The organism is Cellvibrio mixtus subsp. mixtus J3-8, assembly GCF_000766945.1.
GTDB classification, from domain to species: domain Bacteria; phylum Pseudomonadota; class Gammaproteobacteria; order Pseudomonadales; family Cellvibrionaceae; genus Cellvibrio; species Cellvibrio mixtus_A.
Genome location: NZ_KN266208.1, coordinates 471,482 through 491,615 on the forward strand (window position 1 = coordinate 471,482; position 20,134 = coordinate 491,615).

Below are 20,134 nucleotides of genomic sequence, written 5' to 3' on the forward strand. Positions count from 1 at the left end.
AAAAACAGAGTGAACACAATCCAAAACCTGACGTTGTAGAGAAGCTGTTGAATGAAAATTGTTGATGCAAAAGTAATTGTCACCTGCCCCGGCAGGAATTTTGTAACGCTCAAAATAACCACTGACCAGGGCATTTATGGCATCGGCGATGCAACACTCAATGGCCGCGAAAAAAGCGTGGTTTCTTATCTTGAGGATTATTTAATTCCCGCATTAATTGGCCGCGACCCGCAACAAATTGAAGATATCTGGCAGTTTTTTTACCGCGGCGCCTATTGGCGTCGCGGGCCGATTGGCATGACTGCCCTGGCCGCGATTGATGTAGCGCTGTGGGATATCAAAGCCAAACTTGCCAATATGCCGCTGTACCAATTGCTCGGCGGAAAAAGCCGCGAGCGCATCCTGACTTACACCCATGCAAACGGTAAAGATCTGGATTCCACACTGGAAGCAGTGCGCAAAGCACGCGAAAAAGGCTATCAGGCAATCCGCATCCAATGCGGTATTCCCGGCATCGAAAAAACCTACGGTGTTTCCAAAAGCGAAAAAAACTACGAGCCGGCAGATGCCGATTTACCTTCAACCGAAGTTTGGTCCACCGAAAAATATTTGAATTTTATTCCTGAAGTATTTGCTGAAGTGCGCAAAGAATTTGGTCGCGATATCCATTTATTACACGATGTGCACCACCGTTTAACACCGATTGAAGCGGCGCGCCTTGGTAAAGAACTGGAGCCATTCCATTTGTTCTGGATGGAAGATGCAGTACCTGCTGAAAATCAGGAAGCCTTTAAATTAATTCGCCATCACACGACAACACCCTTGGCAGTCGGCGAAGTATTTAATTCAATCCACGATTGCCGTGAGCTGATCCAGAATCAACTGATCGATTACATTCGCTCAACCATTGTGCATGCCGGCGGTATCACCCACGTGCGTCGTATTGCGGATTTCGCCAGCCTGTTCAATGTGCGCACCGGCTTCCACGGCGCAACGGATTTATCGCCCGTGTGCATGGGTGCCGCGCTGCATTTTGATTATTGGGTACCTAACTTCGGTATTCAGGAACATATGGCGCACAGCGCGCAAATGGAAGAAGTATTCCCCCATGCCTATCAATTTGATAACGGTTATTTCACCCCCGGCGAAGCACCTGGCCATGGTGTGGATATCGATGAGAAGCTTGCCGCAAAATATCCCTACAAACGCGCTTGTTTGCCCGTGAACCGCCTGGAAGATGGTACCCTATGGCACTGGTAGACCCAGTGCCTGCCGCAATACCAAAAACCAACGCCTGACACAACGGCAATCACACAACCCCGCAAGAGAGAGCAAGCGCATGACATTACAAAAAAAACTCCTTGCTGCCAGCATCATCAGCAGCGCCGCTTTTATGATCGGCTGTCAAGACAAATCCGCCCCGGAAAAAACTGAATCCGCAGCAGCTCCTGCCACTGCACCATTAGTTGCAGATCCATCCGTGGACCCCGCTAAATTTCTGAACCAACCGTTGGTGAGGGATATTTACACCGCTGATCCATCGGCCCACGTTTTTAATGGCAAGTTATATATTTATCCTTCACACGATATCGATTCCGGCATCACCACCGATGGCGAAGGCGATAAGTTTGATATGAAGGATTACCGCGTGTTCTCGCTGGATACCGCAACCAATGCGGTCACCGATCACGGTGAAGCGCTTACGCTAAAAGATGTTCCCTGGGCCAGCCGCCAACTCTGGGCCCCCGATGCTGCAGAGAAAAATGGAAAATACTATTTATTCTTCCCGGCAAAAAATAAAGAAAATATTTTCCAGATCGGCGTCGCCACCAGTGATTCACCAACCGGCCCATTCAAAGCCGAACCGGAACCGATCAAAGGCAGTTTCAGTATTGATCCCGCCGTATTTAAAGATGACGACGGCGCTTACTACATGTATTTCGGTGGCATTTGGGGCGGGCAACTGCAACGCTGGACCAGCGGCAGTTACGTCACTGAAGATAAATACCCTGCAAGTAATGAACCCGCACTCAGCCCGAAAATTGCCAAATTGAGTGATGATTTATTGCAATTTGCCGAAGCACCGAAAGATGTACAAATTCTGGATGGTTCCGGCGTACCTTTGCTCGGCACCGATACCAATCGTCGTTTCTTTGAAGGTGCCTGGGTGCATAAATTCAACGGCAAATATTATTTGTCTTACTCCACTGGCGACACCCACTACATCGCCTACGCAATTGGTGATACCCCGTACGGTCCATTCACCCATAAAGGTATCGTGCTGACCCCCGTATTCGGCTGGACCAATCACCATTCCATCGTACAACACGAAGGCAAATGGTTTTTGTTTTACCACGATTCACAACTTTCCGGTGGCAAAACCCATTTGCGCAACATCAAAGTTACCGAGCTAACCCACCTGGATGACGGCACCATCCAAACGATTGATGCATATTTGGATTAATTCGTTTTTCCGTAAAATAAAAAAGCCCGAATAGTTTTTGCTATTCGGGCTTTTTTTTCGTAGGTTGTGGTGAGCTTGCGAACCGCAACATGACCATATATCCGCAATTACAAAAACCAAAATCCGTGCGCCGTTAATTGGTTTTTTTGCACTTACAAAACAATGTGCCATTTGCAATTACGAATGCTGCAGTTCACAGCTCAGCCTGCGCGGCCGCCGCAATCTACTGACTTTTATTTTAATCAGCGCGCCCTTGTGCAAACCAGGCCGATTTTTTGTATTTATACAATCATTAATTCAAATAAAAAAAGCGCACAGTTTTCACTGTGCGCTTTTTTCAGATTCATTACGAACGATTAGAACTTCGCGCGCAATGACAGAGTGTAGCGACGATCCATAACGAACCAGCTGCGGCCAGCGGTCATACCATCATCATTGAGGATTGCCAATGTTTTGGTTTGCTCATTGGTCAGGTTGGTGCCTTGCAGACCGACAGTGATATTGTCGTTGATGTTGTACATGATCGACGCATCCAGCATACCAATATCGTCAGACCACAGCGGGTATTTGGAAATTACGTCACGTGTAGTCAGCAAATATTTTGAACGCCAGTTGTAAGCCGCACGCACTTGCCAATCATATTTTTCGTACATCAAGGTGAAGTTAACAGTTTCTTCTGATTGACCTTGCAGTGGTACGTTGTTCAGGTTTACACGTGCACCGGTGTCATTCTCACCACCATTAGCCCAATCAGCATTTTCATAATCTACTTCGTTGTGTGGAACACCGGAAGATTTGATTTTGGTGAAAGTACCTTGCACACCCAGGCCATCCCATGGAGAGGGAAGGAAGTCGAAGAATTGCTGGTAAGCCAATTCGTATCCGTACATTTTGCCCTCACCACCATTACGCGTAGTGGTCAGTTCTACTTCACGAACTTCGTCCGGATAAATCGGGTTGGCAATTTCTTCAACCACTGCACCTTGCACAAAGAAGTTGGAAAGATCTTTATAGAACACGGTTCCGGTCAAAGAGCCGGTCGGTGCGAAATACCACTCCAGAGAAACGTCATACTGATCGGATTCCATTGGCATCAACTTGGTATTGCCGCCCGAACCGCGCCACTCATCAACCCACATTTTGTTAGGAACACGCACAGCTGTTGGTGTGCCATCACTGCCCGTAACTGTGTAAGTGTCGTAAGTTGCTTCGTATTGATCAGTGCTCATGGTGATATTGTTACGCACATCGCCCATGTCAGGATAAGCAACCGCTTTTGCATAAGCAAAACGCGCTAACAAATCGCTCGACAGCTCCATTTTCACGTTCAGGCTTGGCAACAAAGTGTCGTAACTGGACTCGGCATCACTAAAACCGGCAGCAGTATCACCATAGCGGCGATCCGCTTCGTTCAGCCAGTTGTAGCCTTTGCTTACCCAGGAGTTCGTTGTGTCTTCCATGAAAGCCCTGACATCAGCATAAGTACCGTCAGCAATTTTGCCTTCCATGTAGGCTTTTACGGATGCGCCAGTCAATGGCGTGCTCAAACCGGCTGGCGGAGCGTCAGTATCCGGAACGTAGTTTTTATCGATTTCAGCCGTTTTAACGTAGCCGCGCGATTCACGATCCAGCTCAACGTAACGGAAACCAAGGTTACCGGCGATTGGGTAAGTCAAGTCATCAAAGCCAAAATCAAACCGCACGTACGCAGCTTTGTTGGTTTCACCAGTGATGGCGATATCGCTCGGTTGGAACAAACCGTATTGTGCATCGTTGCCAGCCAGGCAGTGGTAAGGATTGTAGCTACCTGACGCTGAGCGCTCAGGGAAGCCCGCATCGCCCGGACACAAGCGGTTATCGCGAATATTGGCAACGACTTCACGCTTGATACCCAGCATTTGATTGCCGCCTGCGATATCAATGACGCCACCGCGATGGAAGTTGCTCCAGTCGTTAACCTGTACCCAATCAGCCTGGTCCGGAGTGTGGTCGATATACAGTGCACCTGCGGAGAATTCCGGCGCAACTGAGCCCCACCCCCAACTGGTTGAGCGTACGGTTTGTTCACGATCCGCCCAGCGAACACCGGCCTTTATCCCCTTGAGTGGACCCGCATCATCAAATTGACGAGTGATATCCAGGCGCACAGCATCGGCATCACCTTCGGAACGCTCATAATGGCTCATACCAGAACGCCACCAGTAGCTCGTAGGATCAGTGAAATAGTTAGCATCACCTGCCGGGTCGTTACTAAAGCCGGGGACGTTTGCATAAGCGGCTAACCATTTGTCGCGGTTAGCATCGCGCGCACCGCCCCATGGTTCAGTTAATTTCATCGTCGGCGTACTGCCACGCAAATCAACTTCTTGCAAACCGGCAACAGCCAGGTGCAACACCAGATCATCGTTAGAGGTTTCAGCTTGCACGTGCTGGACATCCAGCTCGACAGTCCAAAGGTCATCCGGAGTCCACTTCAGGTTTGCACTGAAATCTTCAACCAGGGTCTCACCGGTTACACCGCGAGTATCCACCTGGAATTTTTGACCAAATTGCTGGCGTGGTGTCGGGATACCACTCCAGGAGTTTGGATAGCGAATATTGACTGGCTCTTCCCATACACCATTAACTTGATGGCCTGCCTGGCCGCTCGCACGCCAGTCACCGCTGCCATCCGACATTTGACCGTACTGGAAACGGCCCTGGTCGTCGAATATGAACTCGCTTCCAGTAACAGGACGAATACGGCGGTCACCATCTTTATAGCCGCCCTGGTATTTCATGGCGTCTTCCCACCAATCCAGTTGTGAATTGGAACGGATATATTCAGTGGTTACCAGGAATTTGTCATCGAGATCTTTCCACTGGAAAGAGGTATTGATGCCCTCCCGGGTACGCTCATCTTCTTTTACCAGGAAGTTAGCACCCGATGGCATCCACACTTCACCGTAAGTAGCGTAATCGGTAGTAGCCATTCCCGGACAAGCAACACCGCTTGCACGCTTGTCAAAGGCTTCTGCGCCCGGCAACCAGCAAGGAATGTAACGTTTGTAGGCATCCGATTGGATGTTGTGGTTTTCGGTGATCATTTCGGATTTAACCGCGTTGATCAAAAATCCGAACTCACCCGCATTAGTTTCCCAGCGATTGCTGAATAAACCGGAAATAGTTGGCTTGGTTTCTTCTGACAAATCGCCATAAGTGGCTTCTGCACTGAAGGCGGTCATCATACCGCTTTGGTCAAAGGGTTTACGGGTACGCAAACTGACGGTACCACCGATACCACCTTCTACCATGTCCGCTTGCTGGTTTTTATATACATCAACACCGGCCATCATTTCCGGCGAAACGTCCTGGAATGACAGACCACGGCCGGAGTTAGCAGTGAATGAATCACGGCCATTAAACTCGGAACGGGTTGCGGTCATACCGCGAATTACCGCACCTGAACCTTCTGCCGACATATGATCCGGATCATCGACTGCGGCAAAACGCTCGATTGAAATACCGGGAATGCGCTGCATAGCTTCAAGTACAGAACGGTCCGGCAATGCGCCGATATCCGATGCAGAAACAGAATCGACGAAGGTCGATGCATTACGTTTTACATCCTGGGCATTTTGCAAGCTCTGACGCATACCGCTAACAACAATCTCCTCAACGCTTTCTGTTTCGGTAGCGGTTTGTGCAAATGATGGCGAGCCCAGTGCAATTACACACAATGCCAACATGGATTTTTTAAACTGGATTCCCTCGTGTAGTCGCGCAGTTTTATTGTTGCTTTGATAACTCATGAACTAACCCCTTCTTAAATTTATGATTAGGTGTTGTAGATGTGACCAGTGCCAGGCGCACCGGAAGCCGGTTGATATACCAGGATACGCACTGGATTACGCTCAACTTGTACACTAGTAACCTAATGTACATGTTGCATGCTATGTTGGCACCTAAGTATTGTCAATCTGACCATAAGATGGGGTTTATACGTTTTTTATATAACCAATCCGGAAAGCACGAAAGAAAGAATGGGGCGACAGGTCAATATCCTGCACCTGAACAGTTCACGGACAAGGATGTAAAAGAAAAAACACCGGGGTCAGCGAGCCCGGCGTTTATATAAATAAAGGGTAAAGAATAATTAAGGGGCCTTTCCAGCGTTCAATGCCTTGATAAACACCGCTGTAAACTCTTCATCCGAAAAAGGCTGGCGGCCGGTAATCAACTCGCGATCTTGCACCACATGGTTCTGCCAGGCTTTTCCGGATTCAACAATCGCGCCCGCTTCCGCCAAGGCTTCCGCCGGGTAGAAAAGCACTTTTCCGTTGAGCTGGGACTGCTCTGCCATACGCTCTTCTACTGTGCTGAATACAGTCATGCGATAGCCCGCATAAGGCCAATTTTTGCTGGCGCGTTCAAGCCCTGCGCTATCACCGCTTGCAGCAGCGGTAGCGAACGTTGCGGCATCCGGCAGCGCCGAGAGCAATGCAACCGGGCCATGGCAAATCAGGGCAGTTGGCTTATTCGCCACATGAAATTCACGTAATAACTTGCCCAGCTCTGCATTCGTTGTTAAATCGCCAAGCGGCGCGTGGCCACCCGGAACAAAAACACCACTATAGCCGGCAGTACCTTGCTTCAATACTTGCGCAAAACTGAGCGGCTGTTTCAAACCCGGCAAACTTTGTGCAAAACTTTTCATTTGCTCCAGCGTTTGTTTATTACCACCAAAGAATTTTGCATCCAGCGAATGCACATCCCAATTCGCGGCATTGCCTTTCGGGTTTGCAAATACCGGCTCGTAACCGGCGGCGATTAACGCTTTTACCGGCACAGTCAATTCATTAAGGAAATATCCGGTCGAATAAGTTTTTCCATCTTGCAATGGAATCTCGCTTACACTCGACACCACCACTAACACTTTACCTTTGCTTTCTGCCGCGAACGAATTAACTGCTGTAACGCTCGCTATAACCACCACCAGGGCCGCCGCTAATAATTGCCGTATCGTTGATAACCATGAATTTGCCATAACAACCTCCACATAAATAAACCTGTTATTCCGTCACCCGATGTAATTAATCGACAACGGTACACTACCCGAGTTCATATCCAGAAATTCCCTACTACACACTGAATTTACTGCCTCTGGTTGCTACTCTAGCGATGTGGATTTATATGTTGTAGATTCAGCGGATCACTTCATTATTAACCTGGTGTAATAAATGGATCGAAAGTTCTACAGCAATAATCTGGGCAGTATCCAGATTTTCTGCAAATCCGCCGAACTGGAAAGCTTTTCTGCCGCCGCTGTAGCGCTGGGTATCACCCCCGCCGCCGTGAGCCGTTCAATAGCGCGTATTGAAAGTCGTATGGGTGTGCGGTTATTTGCGCGCTCCACTCGTCACATCCGTCTCACCGATGAAGGCAAGCTTTATTACGACGAATGTATTCGTGCCCTGCAGCAGCTGGAAGCTGCCGAGAGATTATTGACCGGCGGCCTGGATACACCGCGCGGCACATTGCGCATCAGCGTGCCCACCACGTATGGGCATTGCCGGGTGATGCCAGTGATCCACAAATATCGCCGACGTTATCCGGAGGTTGCATTGGAAATAAATATCTCCAATCGCAATATTGATTTCATTGAAGAAGGTTACGACCTTGCCATTCGCTTAGGCCAACCGAAAGACTCACGCTTAATCGCACGCAAGCTGGAAGATGCGCAACTTGGTATTTACGCTGCACCGGAATATTTAATGCACCGCGGTACACCGCAAACATTGGACGATTTACCACAACACGACTGCATCCATTTCATAATGCCCGCTACCGGCAAACCTATGCCCTGGACGTTCCATCGCGATGGCAATGAAGTAACACTCGATATTCACAGCAGCATCCACATTACCGGCGATGTCCTCGGCTGCATCACCTACGCCGCTGCCGGCGGTGGGCTTGTACAAACTTACGATTTTATCGCAGCGCAAAAACAGTACGGTAATTTGGTTGAAGTATTGAAGCCCTATCGCGGCGCTTCGCGCAGTTTTTCAGTGTTGTATCCGCACACCAGAATACTCGCGCCGAAAACGCGGGCGTTTATTGATTTGTTGGTGGAAGAATGTGGCAATAGCAAAAATTAAACCGTGAAAAAATTCTGGCAAATAAAACGCAACAATTTGAAAAGTCCACTTAATCCTTTCACTAACAAATTAGTTCGTTTACGAAATATTAAATAAAATATGCAGCCTGCAAAAGCACCATCACTTAACGTTGCAAGAGCGCTCCGGAAATTGGTGCCCGGAAATAGCGAATTAATAAAACAACAAAGGCGACTCAAAAGTCGCCTTTACATTACGCTAGAAAGTATTAATCCATCTTAAAAAACGTTGCACGATAATGCTGCAATTCCGCAATGGAATCCTTAATGTCATCCAACGCTAAATGCGCACCGGATTTTTTTACGCCGGCGATAACATCAGGGCGCCAGCGGCGGGCCAATTCTTTTACGGTGCTGACATCAAGGTTGCGATAGTGGAAATAGGCTTCCAGCTTTGGCATGCCGCGCACTAAAAAGCGGCGATCCTGGCAGATGGAATTTCCACTGATCGGTGATTTGCCTTTGGGAACCCATTGCTCAAGGAATTTAATGGTTTCGGCTTCTGCTTGCTCAACACTGATTTTACTTTCACGCACACGCTGGGTGAGGCCGGATTTGCCGTGCTGGTTGGTGTTCCATTCGTCCATATTGAGCATGATACTGTCAGGCTGGTGGACGGCGAATACCGGACCTTCAGCGAGGATATTGAGATCGGCATCAGTGACGATGGTGGCGATTTCGATGATTACGTCAGTATCGGGATCAAGGCCGGTCATTTCCAGGTCGATCCAGATCAGGTTGTTTTCATTCAGGACAGGGGTTGTCATAGGTTATTCCTCACAAATCAGGCACAATGTTTGCCAGACTAAACCATAAATCGCCCGCTAGCCAATCGAGACCTGAAAAACCACGCATGTCCAAACGTAAACTCACTCGCCGCCAGCAATGGCGCATCGACAAAATCCAGGAAGAACGCAGTGCCCGCGCGGCAAAACGCGATCAATTGGCTGACGAACACTTAAATGACACCGAATTGGGCCCTGAGCAGCACGGGCTGATCATTACGCACTTTGGCACCCAGGTCGTAGTGGAATCCACCGAAGGCGAAAATGCCGGTCAGCACCAGCGTTGCCACTTTCGCAGCAACCTGGGCTCATTGGTAACAGGCGATAGGGTAGCCTGGCGCGCGGGGAATCCGACCGGGGTTGTAGTTGCGGTAATGCCGCGCGATTCAGCATTGCAACGCCCTGACCCGCACGGTGACATGAAAACGGTAGCGGCAAATATTGATCGCATTATGATTGTGGTCGCGCCCTATCCTGAACCCCACGCCAATTTGATTGATCGCTATTTGGTCGCCGCTAACGCAATTGAAATAGAACCGGTTTTAGTGATTAATAAAATCGACCGCATCGATGAGACAACGCGCGAAAAAATTTCTTACCTGGAAAATACCTATCGCGAATTGGGTTACAAGGTGCTTATGGTTTCAACCAAAACTGACCACGGGCTGGATGAGTTGCGCGAATATTTAAAAGATTACACCAGCGTATTTGTCGGCCAGTCGGGCGTGGGGAAATCATCGCTGATCAATGCACTGTTGCCGGAATCCAATTTGCGCGTAGGTGACCTATCCGAGCGCCAGCAAGGCACGCACACGACTACCAGCGCCATGCTGTTACATTTTCCGGCAGGAGGCCATTTAATTGATTCACCCGGTATTCGTGAATTTGGTTTGTGGCATATGGAAGAAGATGAAGTGCTGGAAGGCTTTATCGAATTCAAACCCTTTATTGGTCACTGTAAATTCCGCGATTGCTCACATCGCCACGAGCCCGGTTGTGCAATTTTAAAAGCACTTGAAAATGGCGAGATTAGCGAAACAAGAATGAGTTCCTACCGTTATATTTTGCGTACCCTGAATGAAAATAGTTAAAAAAGCGCACCGATTTTAATTTCATAAGGAGCAACCCATGGCCCTACCCTTTGTGATTGAACCTACACAGCTCGCGGCATTACTTGCACAACCAACGAGCAAATTATTGATTATTGATATGTGTGCCGAACCTACTTATTTGCGCGGCCATATCGATGGTGCAATCCATGTACCGCCACACAAAATCCTCATGGCTGAACAGCCTGTGCCGGGCAAAATTGCGCCGGTAGAAAAATTAAATCGCGTGTTTTCATTTTTGGGTTTAACGCCCGATACGCACGTTGTTGTGTACGACGATGAAGGCGGTGGCTGGGCCGGACGAATGATCTGGACGCTGGATGCGATTGGCCACAAACATTATTCATATTTAAATGGCGGCTTGCATGCGTGGATCGCGTCCGGGCAATCGCTGACACAAGAAATTCCAGTGGTAACGCCAAGCACCGTTAATGTAAAAATTGATCCAAAAGTAGTTATTGAAATTCCCGATATTATCGGCGAATTGGATCGCGCAGACTTTGTAGTATGGGACGCGCGCAGCCCGCAAGAATATTCCGGCGAACGGGTGACTGCACAAAAAAATGGCCACATCCCCGGAGCAATCAATTGCGAGTGGACGAATTTAATGGATCCGAATAATGCGTTGCGTATTCGCAGTGATGCACGCGAATATTTAGCGGCATTGGGCTTGACCGCAAACAAACGTATTGTTACCCATTGCCAGGGCCACCATCGCTCCGGCTTCACGTATTTAGTGGGCAAAGCTGTGGGGTTAAATATTCGTGGTTACCATGGCTCCTGGGCAGAATGGGGCAATCATCCTGGCACACCGGTTGAACAATAATTTAATCATTATAATTACCATCCAATAAAAAATTATTGGAAAAAAAAGCGAAGCCTGATCAAATCAGGCTTCGCTTTTTTTCATGCACGATTTATTTGCCGGGCAAATTAAACGCGACGACGAACCACGCTCAGGCTCAACAATCCCAAACCCAACAGCAATAATGCAGAAGGTTCCGGTACTTCAGCAGGTGGCGTTGTAATGCCATGCACAGTTTGTAAATTACCGGAAATACCCGCACCTAAAAAACGTACGCCGTTCAGGTTCAAACCATCACCCAACTGGAAGTAACCATCCGGTGCGATGTAAGTGCCCTGCATACTTCCCGCAGCGACGTTAACGTGCCCTTTGTTCAATTCACCGAATACATTAAATAATACGTTTTCAGCAGCAACACCGTCGAGAACAATGGAAGCACCACCGCCCAACATAAAACCAAAATAATCGACATTTACGATAAACACATCATCAGCGTTGCCTTTTAATGTCAGGCTTTTACCCGCACCCAAATTCAAACCGAGGATATTGAATACCGATACATCGCCCTGGCGATTAAATGTTTGCGTGGTAGTGATATAACCGGCGTTCACCCCCGTTAATGCTTTTGCAGATTGCGATGCACCTTTAAGATCGGCATACAGCGCATCCCAAAATGCAGCGTTCTGGACAGTGGCCGCACCGTCAATACTTGCGCCGGGATTTTGGGTCAGAGAACCAAAATCGGCATCACCATGAATTACCGAACCATGTGCCATATTCAGTGTATTGCGTACACCGACATTGCCGTAAATTTCCGCTTCGGAACCCAGCTCAAGGTTGCCGTAAAGCGGTTGTCCATGCCAGATATTGGTGCCGTGCGACAATAAGGTGTAATTGCCGGCATTGCCCAAATCCACAGGCAATGCAAAAGCACTGCTGGAAGCCATGGCCAAAACCATTACTGCCATTTTCATTAATTGTTTAATCACAGAAATACCCTTCTTGGTTGATTGGCTAGTCTCACACCGTATTTATCGTATTTGTATGTAAGAGAAGTTTTTAGAAAGTTGTGGTCATTACGGTTGCGCGTAAATCAGCAATTTCTGCACCATTTTGGGAAGATGCAATAAAAACAGTGATTTGCATCACACACGCATAATGAAAGGAAGGAAAACTGTAAAAACAACCGACAACGTTGTCTATCGAAAAATTAGCGCGCAGATGGAACGGGAAAAGTAACGGAAACCTCAAGCCCGCCGAGCGAAGGTGATTGGCCCAGTGTCAATTGGGCCGAATGCCATTGGACAATACGCTCAACCACCGCCAGGCCCAAACCGTAACCCCGGCGGTCTTCTGTACTCTGGAGCTGGCTACTGCGATAAAACGGCTGCAATACTTTCTGGCGCTCACTTTCAGGTATACCGGAGCCATTATCCTCTACCTTGAGAATCAACGAATTCACCGCAAGTGCAATTGATACACGCACTACCCCCTTGCCGTAGTGCAACGCATTTTGCACGAGGTTGTGGATTAGCATGGCAAGATAATCGGGATCAACACTCACAGATATTTTTTCAGCGACATCGTCGATCCCAAGTTCAACCTGATCAATATAAAACTCCTGCTGCAATCGCCGTACAAAATCACTGAGAATTAATTCGCGCGGAGAGAAAGCAATTTGCGCCTGGTCCATACGCGCATAATTAAGCAATGCTTCCACCAGCGATTCCATCGCCGCCAAATCGCGATTCAAATGCGCGAGTTGTTGCTGTTGCATGGACGGCAACTCCGCTTCCCCCAGCACATCCAGGCCAAAGCGCAAGCGCGCCAATGGTGTGCGTAAATCGTGGGAGAGACCGCGTGACAGCAATTTATTATCGGCAATTAATTGCTCGATGCGTTGCGCCATTCGATTAAATTCCAACTCAATACTGCTGATATAGGAGTTTTTATCGCTGGCGATACGCGCTTGCAAATTTCCCGCACCGAATTCCTGGGCGGTGCGACGCAACAGTGATAAACGGCGCAATAACGGATAGAGCCAAATAAGCACAACTAAAATCACGCCACCATAAAATAAAAATGTTAATAACCAATTTAACCAACCGGGTGAATCCTGGCGCAACTCATCGGGCAAAGTGAGGGAAAGGACTTGATCCTGGCTGGCGAGGTAATAATTCAGGCTGAGTTGATCACCGGATTCCAATAGCAACGCCTCGCCTTTTTCGAAATTTTTTTGCAGATTTTGTGGCAGTGGAAATTCGCCATAAGGAATGATCTGCGGATGCATGGTGGAAAATGCGAGCCAATTATCCCATTCGATTTGCACACCTTGCTGGTCCAATAAAATGGCCAGCTCGCGTCCCACAGTTTTATAGGCGATCAACGACGCATCTTCCGTGGAAGGTTCCTGGTCGTTATACCATTGGTCTATACCCCAGCCCAAACCAATTACCGCGGACACAACAACAATAAGAAGCGAGAGAGTCAAACGCTTCACGAATTAATCCCAGGCTTCAGGAGAAAATAAATAACCGCGCGCCCACACGGTTTTTATACGATAAGGCTGTTCGGCATTATCCAGTAATTTTTTACGCAAGCGCGACACGCGAATATCAATCGAACGATCAAAACCATCGTATTCAAAACCGCGCAACTGGATCACCAATTGATCGCGACTGATTACTTGGCCTGCGCTGCTTGCCAGTAACCAGAGCACATCAAACTCATTTGCCGTGAGCGGAATTAATTGCTCGCGATAAAAAACTGTTTTGGCATCGCGCAGTATTTTTAATTGGCCGAACTGCAAATGCCCTTCCGGCTGTTCCTGCTGTTGCTCTTGCGGCTCGCGCCGCAGCAGGGCTTTAATACGTGCAAGTAATACGCGCGGCCGCACCGGTTTGTTTAAATAATCATTTGCCCCCAGTTCCAAACCCAATACCTCATCGGTTTCTTCGTTGAGTGCAGTCAGCATCAAAATCGGGCCGTTGTAGAATGCGCGCAGCTCGCGACAAATATCAAAACCATTTTTACCCGGCAACATCACATCAAGAATAATTAAATCCGGCTTGTGCTGTTGTACTTCGGCGATAACCAGATCGCCGCGCGTAAGGTGGCGCAGCTGGTATTCATGCCCTTGCAAATATTGCTGGATCCATTCGGCGAGTGAGGCATCGTCTTCTACCAGTAAAATACTGGCCGCAGAAGATTTACTATTCAGCGCGTCGGTAAATTCATTGATTGTCGTCATTAAAATAATCGCCAATGGGTTTTACGGCGGGTGTTGGCTTTGTAAACCCAGGCTACCTCCATAGTCGATTCGGCAACAACTTGTTGCTGCGCATTTTTTAATTGCAACAAAAGCGATGAATCGCTGGCAAATTCATACACAAATGTTCCCTGCGTTTGTTCCTGCCAGCAATGTAGTGGTTGTGGCGTTGCTTCCTGGTATACGCAATAATTTCCCGCCGCAAAACTACTCCACGAAATTTGCACACGCTGATAACACACTTGCCCCTGGTGCAAGGCAACGCAACGCGATGGGGTTAATAACAAACTCGCTGGTTCCGGTACTGCCGATGTGGCAGCCTCATCAGCGGCGAAAACGCTTGTTGCTATTGGCAGCAGAAGCGCAATCCTGATTCCCTGAATAAGCCTGGACATAATCATCGCCACTAAAACACGTAACTGACAGAGGTCGCGATGGCTTCGCCGTGATTGTCCATGATAAGTGGACTTCTCATAGCCGAGGATTCAAGATCCATACGCCGGATAAAACTGCGAAACACCCATTTTTCACTGAGCGGATAAGTAACCCCTAATTCCACCACATACGCCATGCCGGCGGGCACTTCGCTTTGCGGATATTTTTCCGAGGCTTCTGACTCATCAATGGAAAAATAATAATCCATGATTTGTTGCGATCGATATGTGGCTCCTACAATGCCGTGCAATGTCCAGTTGCGATATTGCCAATGGCGCGCCAGACGCAAGGAATATAATTCACCGTGATGGGTATCGCTGATGTCGGTGAGTGCATGGAGTTGTACGATGTAATTACCAAAATACGCGGTCGCGCGCGGCCCCGACATAAAATCATCGCGGCGACGCTTCAGGCCGCGATAATCATCGCTTACCTCTTCACTCATCTCATCATGTTGCGTAAGGCCAACCCAATCGAGAGACCAATTTTCACCGTTATAAAAATTGCAGCCCAGGGTGAATTGTTCGAGGCTTTGGGAAAATAGTTCCCCGAACAGGCAGCCGTATTGGTAGCGCGCATTGATATCCAGGAAAACTTCCGTGTGTACCTCACCTTTTTCATTGCCTTCCGGGATTCCCACGATAGGGTTAGTGGAGGTTGCAATACCAGCACCGACCTCAAAATAGCCGCCATTGCGGTTGTCGGGGCCGGAGGTACCTTTGCGCACTTCGGTCGACAAGTCGCCCGCGTATGAAGGCAAGCCAATACCCATCAATAATCCACACAATAAAATCCCTGTGTGCACCAGGCAAGCCGGTAATAATCCTGTACGCAAGCGCTTAATCCACATAAAAACCGTAACCTGTATTAAAAAGTCAGCGACATTCCCACCGCCGGAATTATGCCCAACCCCACTTCATCTTCCAGCTTGAAATTTTGCGGTGATGTGGTGCGTTTGTAATCCAGATTGCGATCGGTGACGTTGCGCCGGTTAAGGGCGTTAAGAATATCAATATTGTAAGTGCCGGGATAACCCCACAATGTCATTTCACGCTGGAAACGCAAATCCAGGCGCGAATACACCGGCAGGCGATCTGAATAAGGTTCGCCATAGACCGGCAAAATCCGGTTTTCAAACCAGGGATTTTTTTGTATCCCCACAATTGGTGTATAGGCGCGGCCAGACTGTGCAGTAAAACGCGCGCCCATGGTCCACAAGTCATTTAACTGGTAATTCATTACCCAATTAAGAACCAGGGGGGTGTCCAGGTAATAATCACGCTCGACACCGGTTAATTTGTTAGTGCGATTACTGTGTGAAGCGCTAATTGCCAACCAGCCGTACCAGCGATCAGTACGCTCTTTACTGATAAATAAATCCACACCATAAGCCTCACCTTCTACATTGTTGGTGTACAAAGGTTTACTGGTGTCGCCAACATCGCTCGCCAGCGGCAAATTATCCATGGTCTTGTAATAGGTAGTGACCGACCAGCTCCATTCATTCGCTAACTCCTGTTTGATGCCAAGGGTGAAATGATCTGATGTTGGTGAATCCAGTTCCGTGTTACCAATTTGTGGAAATGTTTTGTCGATATCCGGCAAACGATTGTAAGAACCGGCAGATGAAGTCAATGTCCATTTATCGATAAATTCCCAGCTCAACGCCAGGCGTGGATGCGTGAAGGTTTCGTCAGTGTAATCGTTGTAATGGCTTTGCACGCCCACATCAAGCGCAAGGTTTTCCGCGACTTCCCAGTGATCATTCAGATAAACAGATGATTCTTTAATGCGCACCACATCTTTCGAATCAATTAACTCACCGCGTCGCAATTCGCAATCCGGATCAAATTCGGTACACACATAATTAATAAAGCGCGCATCGTAACTGTAATCCGTAGCGTGATATTCACCACCCACCGAAATGTTATGGCTGTCACCCAATACAAATGAGTAATTAAGCAGGGCGTAACTATCTTCCGTGGTCATGTCGAAAAAATATTTATCGCCGCCCCAAAAGGTATCCTGGGTATTTTCATAGTGGCCAATTTGTACATCCAGCGCCTGGCCGAGGAAACCATCAAATTGCCAGCGCAAACTTTGGTTATTAAACGTGTTTTCGATTTTTGCGCTGCCAGCAAAATCCGGTTCTTCCATTACTTCGGTCGAGCGCTCGGTAAATTCAGCTGCGGCCAAATCGCTTGCACCATTAGCACTTAAAGTGAATTTGTGGTTTTCCCCCAAACGGTATTGGTATTTGAATTGGTAATCCGTATCTTCCGGTGCGTCCTGCACACGGATACCATCTTCCTTATCCGCTTCATCCTTATCAAAAAAATATTGCAACAAACTGGCGCGCGCCGATAAATACAAGGCCGAGTTTTCAGTGACCTGCCCTTCGGTAAATACACCTGCGCGCAAAATAGAAAGATCAACCTTGGTGGCAAAATCCTGCTGGCGGGGGTCGCGCAATTTGATATCAAAAATACCACCAATGGCGTTGTTATATTGCGGCCCAAAGCCAGCGGAAAATAATTGGAAATCCTGGATAATATTTTCATTAAAAATCGACGTGGAAAACGCATGGAATACATAACCGGCGGGGGCGCCATCCACTAAATAACGGTTATCGCTGGGCGATGAGCCGCGCACCGCCGGAGCACCACCGCCATCGCCTTCGCTGAGCACACCCGGCAGGCTGAATACAGCCATCAACGGATCGCCCAGCGAGCCCGGGACATCGACAATTTTTTGCGCATTTTCGGTAATCACCGAGTAATCACTTTGACGGCCACGCACAACAACTTCTTCAACGGCGGACTCCGCCGTGCCGGTTCGTTCCGGATATGAAGTAGCCTGCTGGGCAAGGGTATTGGTACCTGCCAACAAAAGCGGCAAGAACGGGAGTAATGAACCAAAGGAATGGAAGCGAACATAAGGCTTGGGCATGGCAGTTTCCTTTTGACAAAGTGAGGGCTCGCAGCCTACTCACTCACACCCGGCTTGGCTGTAACAAGGCGCATGGATCTGTATCAGACTGTAACAATTCACTGCAAATGCCGTGCAGTTATTGCCAGTTATTCCTTGATCCTGAAAAGGCCCCTACGGACATTGGGATGGTTGCGACCACCCGGAAGGTTTCTATCGCCCTTGGTGATATGCCACCACTTGGTATCCACCATCGTCATATACCAACGGGCCGAATTTACAACCTACTGGTTAAGCCTGTTGCACTGGCATCCATTACTCCATAAGCCTACAATTCCCGTCCTTTGTTTAAACTGGCTGTTAGCGTCCAAACGTTATGACATCACCCTTGATTCCCGAGCGCCCATTGCTGATTTCGCCCTCTCTTGCCGCCACCATCGGCCTGGAAGAGGCGTGCATGCTGGGAATTTTAGCGGAGCTGGCCAATTTCCTGCCCTTGACGCCAGCGAACGGACGCCAGTGGCTGGATGTGGACAGTAACCGGGCTGAACGTATGATGCCCTTCTGGACCGATTACGATATCCAGCGCATTAGCCGCAGCCTGCATGAAAAAGGCGTCATCCAATTGGTTTCCGCGCCGTTTGTGGAAAGCCGTCGCCTGACCCTATCGTTTGATAGCACTACGTCCCAAACGCCAGCGACACCATCGATTCCAATGGTTGCAACTGCCATGGCTCCGAACATTAGCCAGGGTGCGAACTTGATTCCGCCGCATTGGCAACCGGACCAGGAATTATTGCGGCAAATCGCCCAGTACAATATCCCGCAGGAGTTTGTGTGGCAGCAACTGCCCGAATTCGTGACTTATTGGCGCGAGCGCGGTGAAACCAGCCATAGCTGGGGCGCGAAATTTTTAAAGGATGTGCTGCATAAATGGCGTAATCACGAAACATTAAATGCTCGCCAGCAGCGCGAAGATAACGAGCGCCAGGTGCGCGAACGCGAAGCAGATTTTTTAAAGCGCGACCAGGAAATTGCAATGCACAGCCAATGGCGCCCAAGCCGCGATGCATTGGAAGTATTAGTAAAACACGCTGGTATCAGTCTCGCGTTTGTCGAAGATTCGATCCCGGAATTTGTGGTGTATTGGCAGGAGCGCGGCGAAGTAGGCCGCACCTGGAACAGCAAATTTATCCAGCACGTAAAACGCCAGTGGTTGCGCTACAGTTCGGCGCTGGAACACGATACCGAACCCAAACGCATTCCGGAGAATTGGCAACCCGGTAAAGATGTCTACGACGTTTTGAAACTGGCCAATATCGATTTGAAATTTGCGCAACAACAGGTTGCGGAATTTGTCCTTTTCTGGCGCGACAGCAATCAGGTTTACGCCAGCTGGAACACTAAATTTTTGCAGCACGTGAAATATCACTGGGCCAAACAACACGCATTAACCACCGTCAACTCGCAGCAGGTTAACCATGCAGGACAGCAAAACGCTCATCAATCAGGTCGCACAAGAGATAGCAGCCTCGCAGAACAACTCAACGACCGCAGCTGGGCCAGCTGATTCTGCGCAGGCACAGCGCAGCGCGCCGACAGACGCACATGTAGATGCGATCAATCAGGTATTTGCGTTGTTCCGCATTAACTATCACAACCAGTACTACAGTGCATTTAAAGATAACGAGCTGCTTAATCAAGCGCGCCGCTTATGGCTGAATTCACTCGCGCATTTTGCGCCGGAAACCATTCTGCGCGGCGCTCGCAAAGTGATAGAAGAGTCAGAGTATTTGCCCACATTGCACCGTATGATTCGCGCCTGCCAGGGCGAGCCGGAAAAATTCGGTTTGATTGATGCACACGCCGCATATGTTGAAGCCTGTCGCGCATCCAGCCCGAAAGCGGCTTACCATTGGAGCCATGCGGCGGTGTACCACGCAGGCTGCGCGAGCGATTGGTATTTTCTGGCGAGCAATCCGGAAAAAATCGCTTTTCCAATTTTCGAGCGCCACTATTTAAAAATATGTGAGCGTGTAATCAATGGCGAGCAATTGCCCGCACCCAACGCACCGGCACTGCCCCAAACAATAGAAACCCCGCTCAGCCGCGAAGAAAATCTAAAACGCATGGAAGAATTGCGCAAACAACTGGATATTTAATTTTTTATTTTCGTTTTCATCATT

General features: G+C 48.7%; 16 protein-coding genes. 7 read left to right on the forward strand and 9 right to left on the reverse strand.

Annotation, left to right across the window (positions count from 1 at the left end):
* Nucleotides 1-51 precede the first annotated feature (51 nt).
* Both manD and A596_RS12535 read left to right on the forward strand, forming a co-directional pair.
* Nucleotides 52-1,260: a D-mannonate dehydratase ManD gene (manD, locus tag A596_RS12530; RefSeq protein WP_039915158.1), complete on the forward strand. Its 1,209-nt coding sequence runs from the start codon at nucleotides 52-54 to the stop codon at nucleotides 1,258-1,260.
* Between the two features lie 79 nt (nucleotides 1,261-1,339).
* On the forward strand, nucleotides 1,340-2,464 hold the full coding sequence (locus A596_RS12535) for a glycoside hydrolase family 43 protein (RefSeq protein WP_039915160.1): 1,125 nt from the start codon (nucleotides 1,340-1,342) through the stop codon (nucleotides 2,462-2,464).
* Between the two features lie 356 nt (nucleotides 2,465-2,820).
* Here A596_RS12535 and A596_RS12540 read toward each other — a convergent pair whose 3' ends face one another.
* The gene (locus tag A596_RS12540) at nucleotides 2,821-6,255 is read right to left on the reverse strand and encodes a TonB-dependent receptor (RefSeq protein WP_052417470.1); all 3,435 of its coding nucleotides are present in this window, start codon (nucleotides 6,253-6,255) and stop codon (nucleotides 2,821-2,823) included.
* A gap of 344 nt (nucleotides 6,256-6,599) precedes the next feature.
* Nucleotides 6,600-7,490, reverse strand: a complete 891-nt coding sequence (locus A596_RS12550; protein ID WP_039915164.1) for a type 1 glutamine amidotransferase domain-containing protein — start codon at nucleotides 7,488-7,490, stop codon at nucleotides 6,600-6,602.
* A gap of 193 nt (nucleotides 7,491-7,683) precedes the next feature.
* On the opposite strand from A596_RS12550, the gene A596_RS12555 reads away from it, so the two are divergent.
* Complete coding sequence (locus tag A596_RS12555; RefSeq protein ID WP_039915166.1) at nucleotides 7,684-8,601, forward strand: LysR family transcriptional regulator; 918 nt, start codon at nucleotides 7,684-7,686, stop codon at nucleotides 8,599-8,601.
* A 226-nt stretch (nucleotides 8,602-8,827) separates the two neighbouring features.
* Here the strand turns inward: A596_RS12555 and orn are convergent, their stop codons facing one another.
* Entirely contained in the window at nucleotides 8,828-9,385 is a 558-nt protein-coding gene (gene orn, locus A596_RS12560) for an oligoribonuclease (protein WP_039915169.1), read from the reverse strand.
* An 86-nt stretch (nucleotides 9,386-9,471) separates the two neighbouring features.
* Here orn and rsgA point away from each other — a divergent pair, with 86 nt between their 5' ends.
* Together rsgA and A596_RS12570 are read left to right on the forward strand one after the other, a co-directional pair.
* On the forward strand, nucleotides 9,472-10,494 hold the full coding sequence (gene rsgA / locus A596_RS12565; protein ID WP_039915171.1) for a small ribosomal subunit biogenesis GTPase RsgA: 1,023 nt from the start codon (nucleotides 9,472-9,474) through the stop codon (nucleotides 10,492-10,494).
* A 37-nt stretch (nucleotides 10,495-10,531) separates the two neighbouring features.
* Complete coding sequence (locus A596_RS12570) at nucleotides 10,532-11,338, forward strand: sulfurtransferase (protein ID WP_039915172.1); 807 nt, start codon at nucleotides 10,532-10,534, stop codon at nucleotides 11,336-11,338.
* 107 nt (nucleotides 11,339-11,445) lie between these two features.
* On the opposite strand, the gene A596_RS12575 is transcribed toward A596_RS12570, so the two are convergent.
* From A596_RS12575 to A596_RS12600, 6 genes are all read right to left on the reverse strand, one after another.
* The gene (locus A596_RS12575) at nucleotides 11,446-12,306 is read right to left on the reverse strand and encodes a PEP-CTERM sorting domain-containing protein (protein ID WP_039915174.1); all 861 of its coding nucleotides are present in this window, start codon (nucleotides 12,304-12,306) and stop codon (nucleotides 11,446-11,448) included.
* A 221-nt stretch (nucleotides 12,307-12,527) separates the two neighbouring features.
* Nucleotides 12,528-13,817 (reverse strand): ATP-binding protein, encoded by a 1,290-nt coding sequence (locus tag A596_RS12580; RefSeq protein WP_039915175.1) that lies wholly within the window; start codon nucleotides 13,815-13,817, stop codon nucleotides 12,528-12,530.
* A gap of 3 nt (nucleotides 13,818-13,820) precedes the next feature.
* The gene (locus A596_RS12585; RefSeq protein ID WP_052417471.1) at nucleotides 13,821-14,567 is read right to left on the reverse strand and encodes a response regulator; all 747 of its coding nucleotides are present in this window, start codon (nucleotides 14,565-14,567) and stop codon (nucleotides 13,821-13,823) included.
* Complete coding sequence (locus A596_RS12590) at nucleotides 14,567-14,980, reverse strand: DUF3019 domain-containing protein (RefSeq protein ID WP_052417472.1); 414 nt, start codon at nucleotides 14,978-14,980, stop codon at nucleotides 14,567-14,569. Before A596_RS12590 ends, A596_RS12585 begins: the two co-directional genes overlap by 1 nt.
* A gap of 11 nt (nucleotides 14,981-14,991) precedes the next feature.
* The gene (locus tag A596_RS12595; RefSeq protein WP_039915177.1) at nucleotides 14,992-15,870 is read right to left on the reverse strand and encodes a MipA/OmpV family protein; all 879 of its coding nucleotides are present in this window, start codon (nucleotides 15,868-15,870) and stop codon (nucleotides 14,992-14,994) included.
* Between the two features lie 17 nt (nucleotides 15,871-15,887).
* The gene (locus tag A596_RS12600; protein WP_052417473.1) at nucleotides 15,888-17,969 is read right to left on the reverse strand and encodes a TonB-dependent receptor plug domain-containing protein; all 2,082 of its coding nucleotides are present in this window, start codon (nucleotides 17,967-17,969) and stop codon (nucleotides 15,888-15,890) included.
* 355 nt (nucleotides 17,970-18,324) lie between these two features.
* Between A596_RS12600 and A596_RS12605 the strand changes: the two genes are divergently transcribed.
* Both A596_RS12605 and A596_RS12610 read left to right on the forward strand, forming a co-directional pair.
* On the forward strand, nucleotides 18,325-19,518 hold the full coding sequence (locus A596_RS12605) for a DnaT-like ssDNA-binding domain-containing protein (protein ID WP_039915179.1): 1,194 nt from the start codon (nucleotides 18,325-18,327) through the stop codon (nucleotides 19,516-19,518).
* Entirely contained in the window at nucleotides 19,430-20,110 is a 681-nt protein-coding gene (locus A596_RS12610; RefSeq protein ID WP_052417474.1) for a replication protein P, read from the forward strand. The genes A596_RS12605 and A596_RS12610 overlap by 89 nt, the downstream gene beginning before the upstream one ends.
* Nucleotides 20,111-20,134: the final 24 nt, after the last annotated feature.

Bases quoted from the DNA above. Each gene is read 5' to 3' on its own strand.
- manD (WP_039915158.1), top strand. From the start codon at position 52: ATGAAAATTGTTGATGCAAAAGTAATTGTCACCTGCCCCGGCAGGAAT.
- A596_RS12535 (WP_039915160.1), top strand. From the start codon at position 1,340: ATGACATTACAAAAAAAACTCCTTGCTGCCAGCATCATCAGCAGCGCC.
- A596_RS12540 (WP_052417470.1), bottom strand. From the start codon at position 6,255: ATGAGTTATCAAAGCAACAATAAAACTGCGCGACTACACGAGGGAATC.
- A596_RS12550 (WP_039915164.1), bottom strand. From the start codon at position 7,490: ATGGCAAATTCATGGTTATCAACGATACGGCAATTATTAGCGGCGGCC.
- A596_RS12555 (WP_039915166.1), top strand. From the start codon at position 7,684: ATGGATCGAAAGTTCTACAGCAATAATCTGGGCAGTATCCAGATTTTC.
- orn (WP_039915169.1), bottom strand. From the start codon at position 9,385: ATGACAACCCCTGTCCTGAATGAAAACAACCTGATCTGGATCGACCTG.
- rsgA (WP_039915171.1), top strand. From the start codon at position 9,472: ATGTCCAAACGTAAACTCACTCGCCGCCAGCAATGGCGCATCGACAAA.
- A596_RS12570 (WP_039915172.1), top strand. From the start codon at position 10,532: ATGGCCCTACCCTTTGTGATTGAACCTACACAGCTCGCGGCATTACTT.
- A596_RS12585 (WP_052417471.1), bottom strand. From the start codon at position 14,567: ATGACGACAATCAATGAATTTACCGACGCGCTGAATAGTAAATCTTCT.
- A596_RS12590 (WP_052417472.1), bottom strand. From the start codon at position 14,980: ATGTCCAGGCTTATTCAGGGAATCAGGATTGCGCTTCTGCTGCCAATA.
- A596_RS12595 (WP_039915177.1), bottom strand. From the start codon at position 15,870: ATGTGGATTAAGCGCTTGCGTACAGGATTATTACCGGCTTGCCTGGTG.
- A596_RS12600 (WP_052417473.1), bottom strand. From the start codon at position 17,969: ATGCCCAAGCCTTATGTTCGCTTCCATTCCTTTGGTTCATTACTCCCG.
- A596_RS12605 (WP_039915179.1), top strand. From the start codon at position 18,325: ATGACATCACCCTTGATTCCCGAGCGCCCATTGCTGATTTCGCCCTCT.
- A596_RS12610 (WP_052417474.1), top strand. From the start codon at position 19,430: ATGCAGGACAGCAAAACGCTCATCAATCAGGTCGCACAAGAGATAGCA.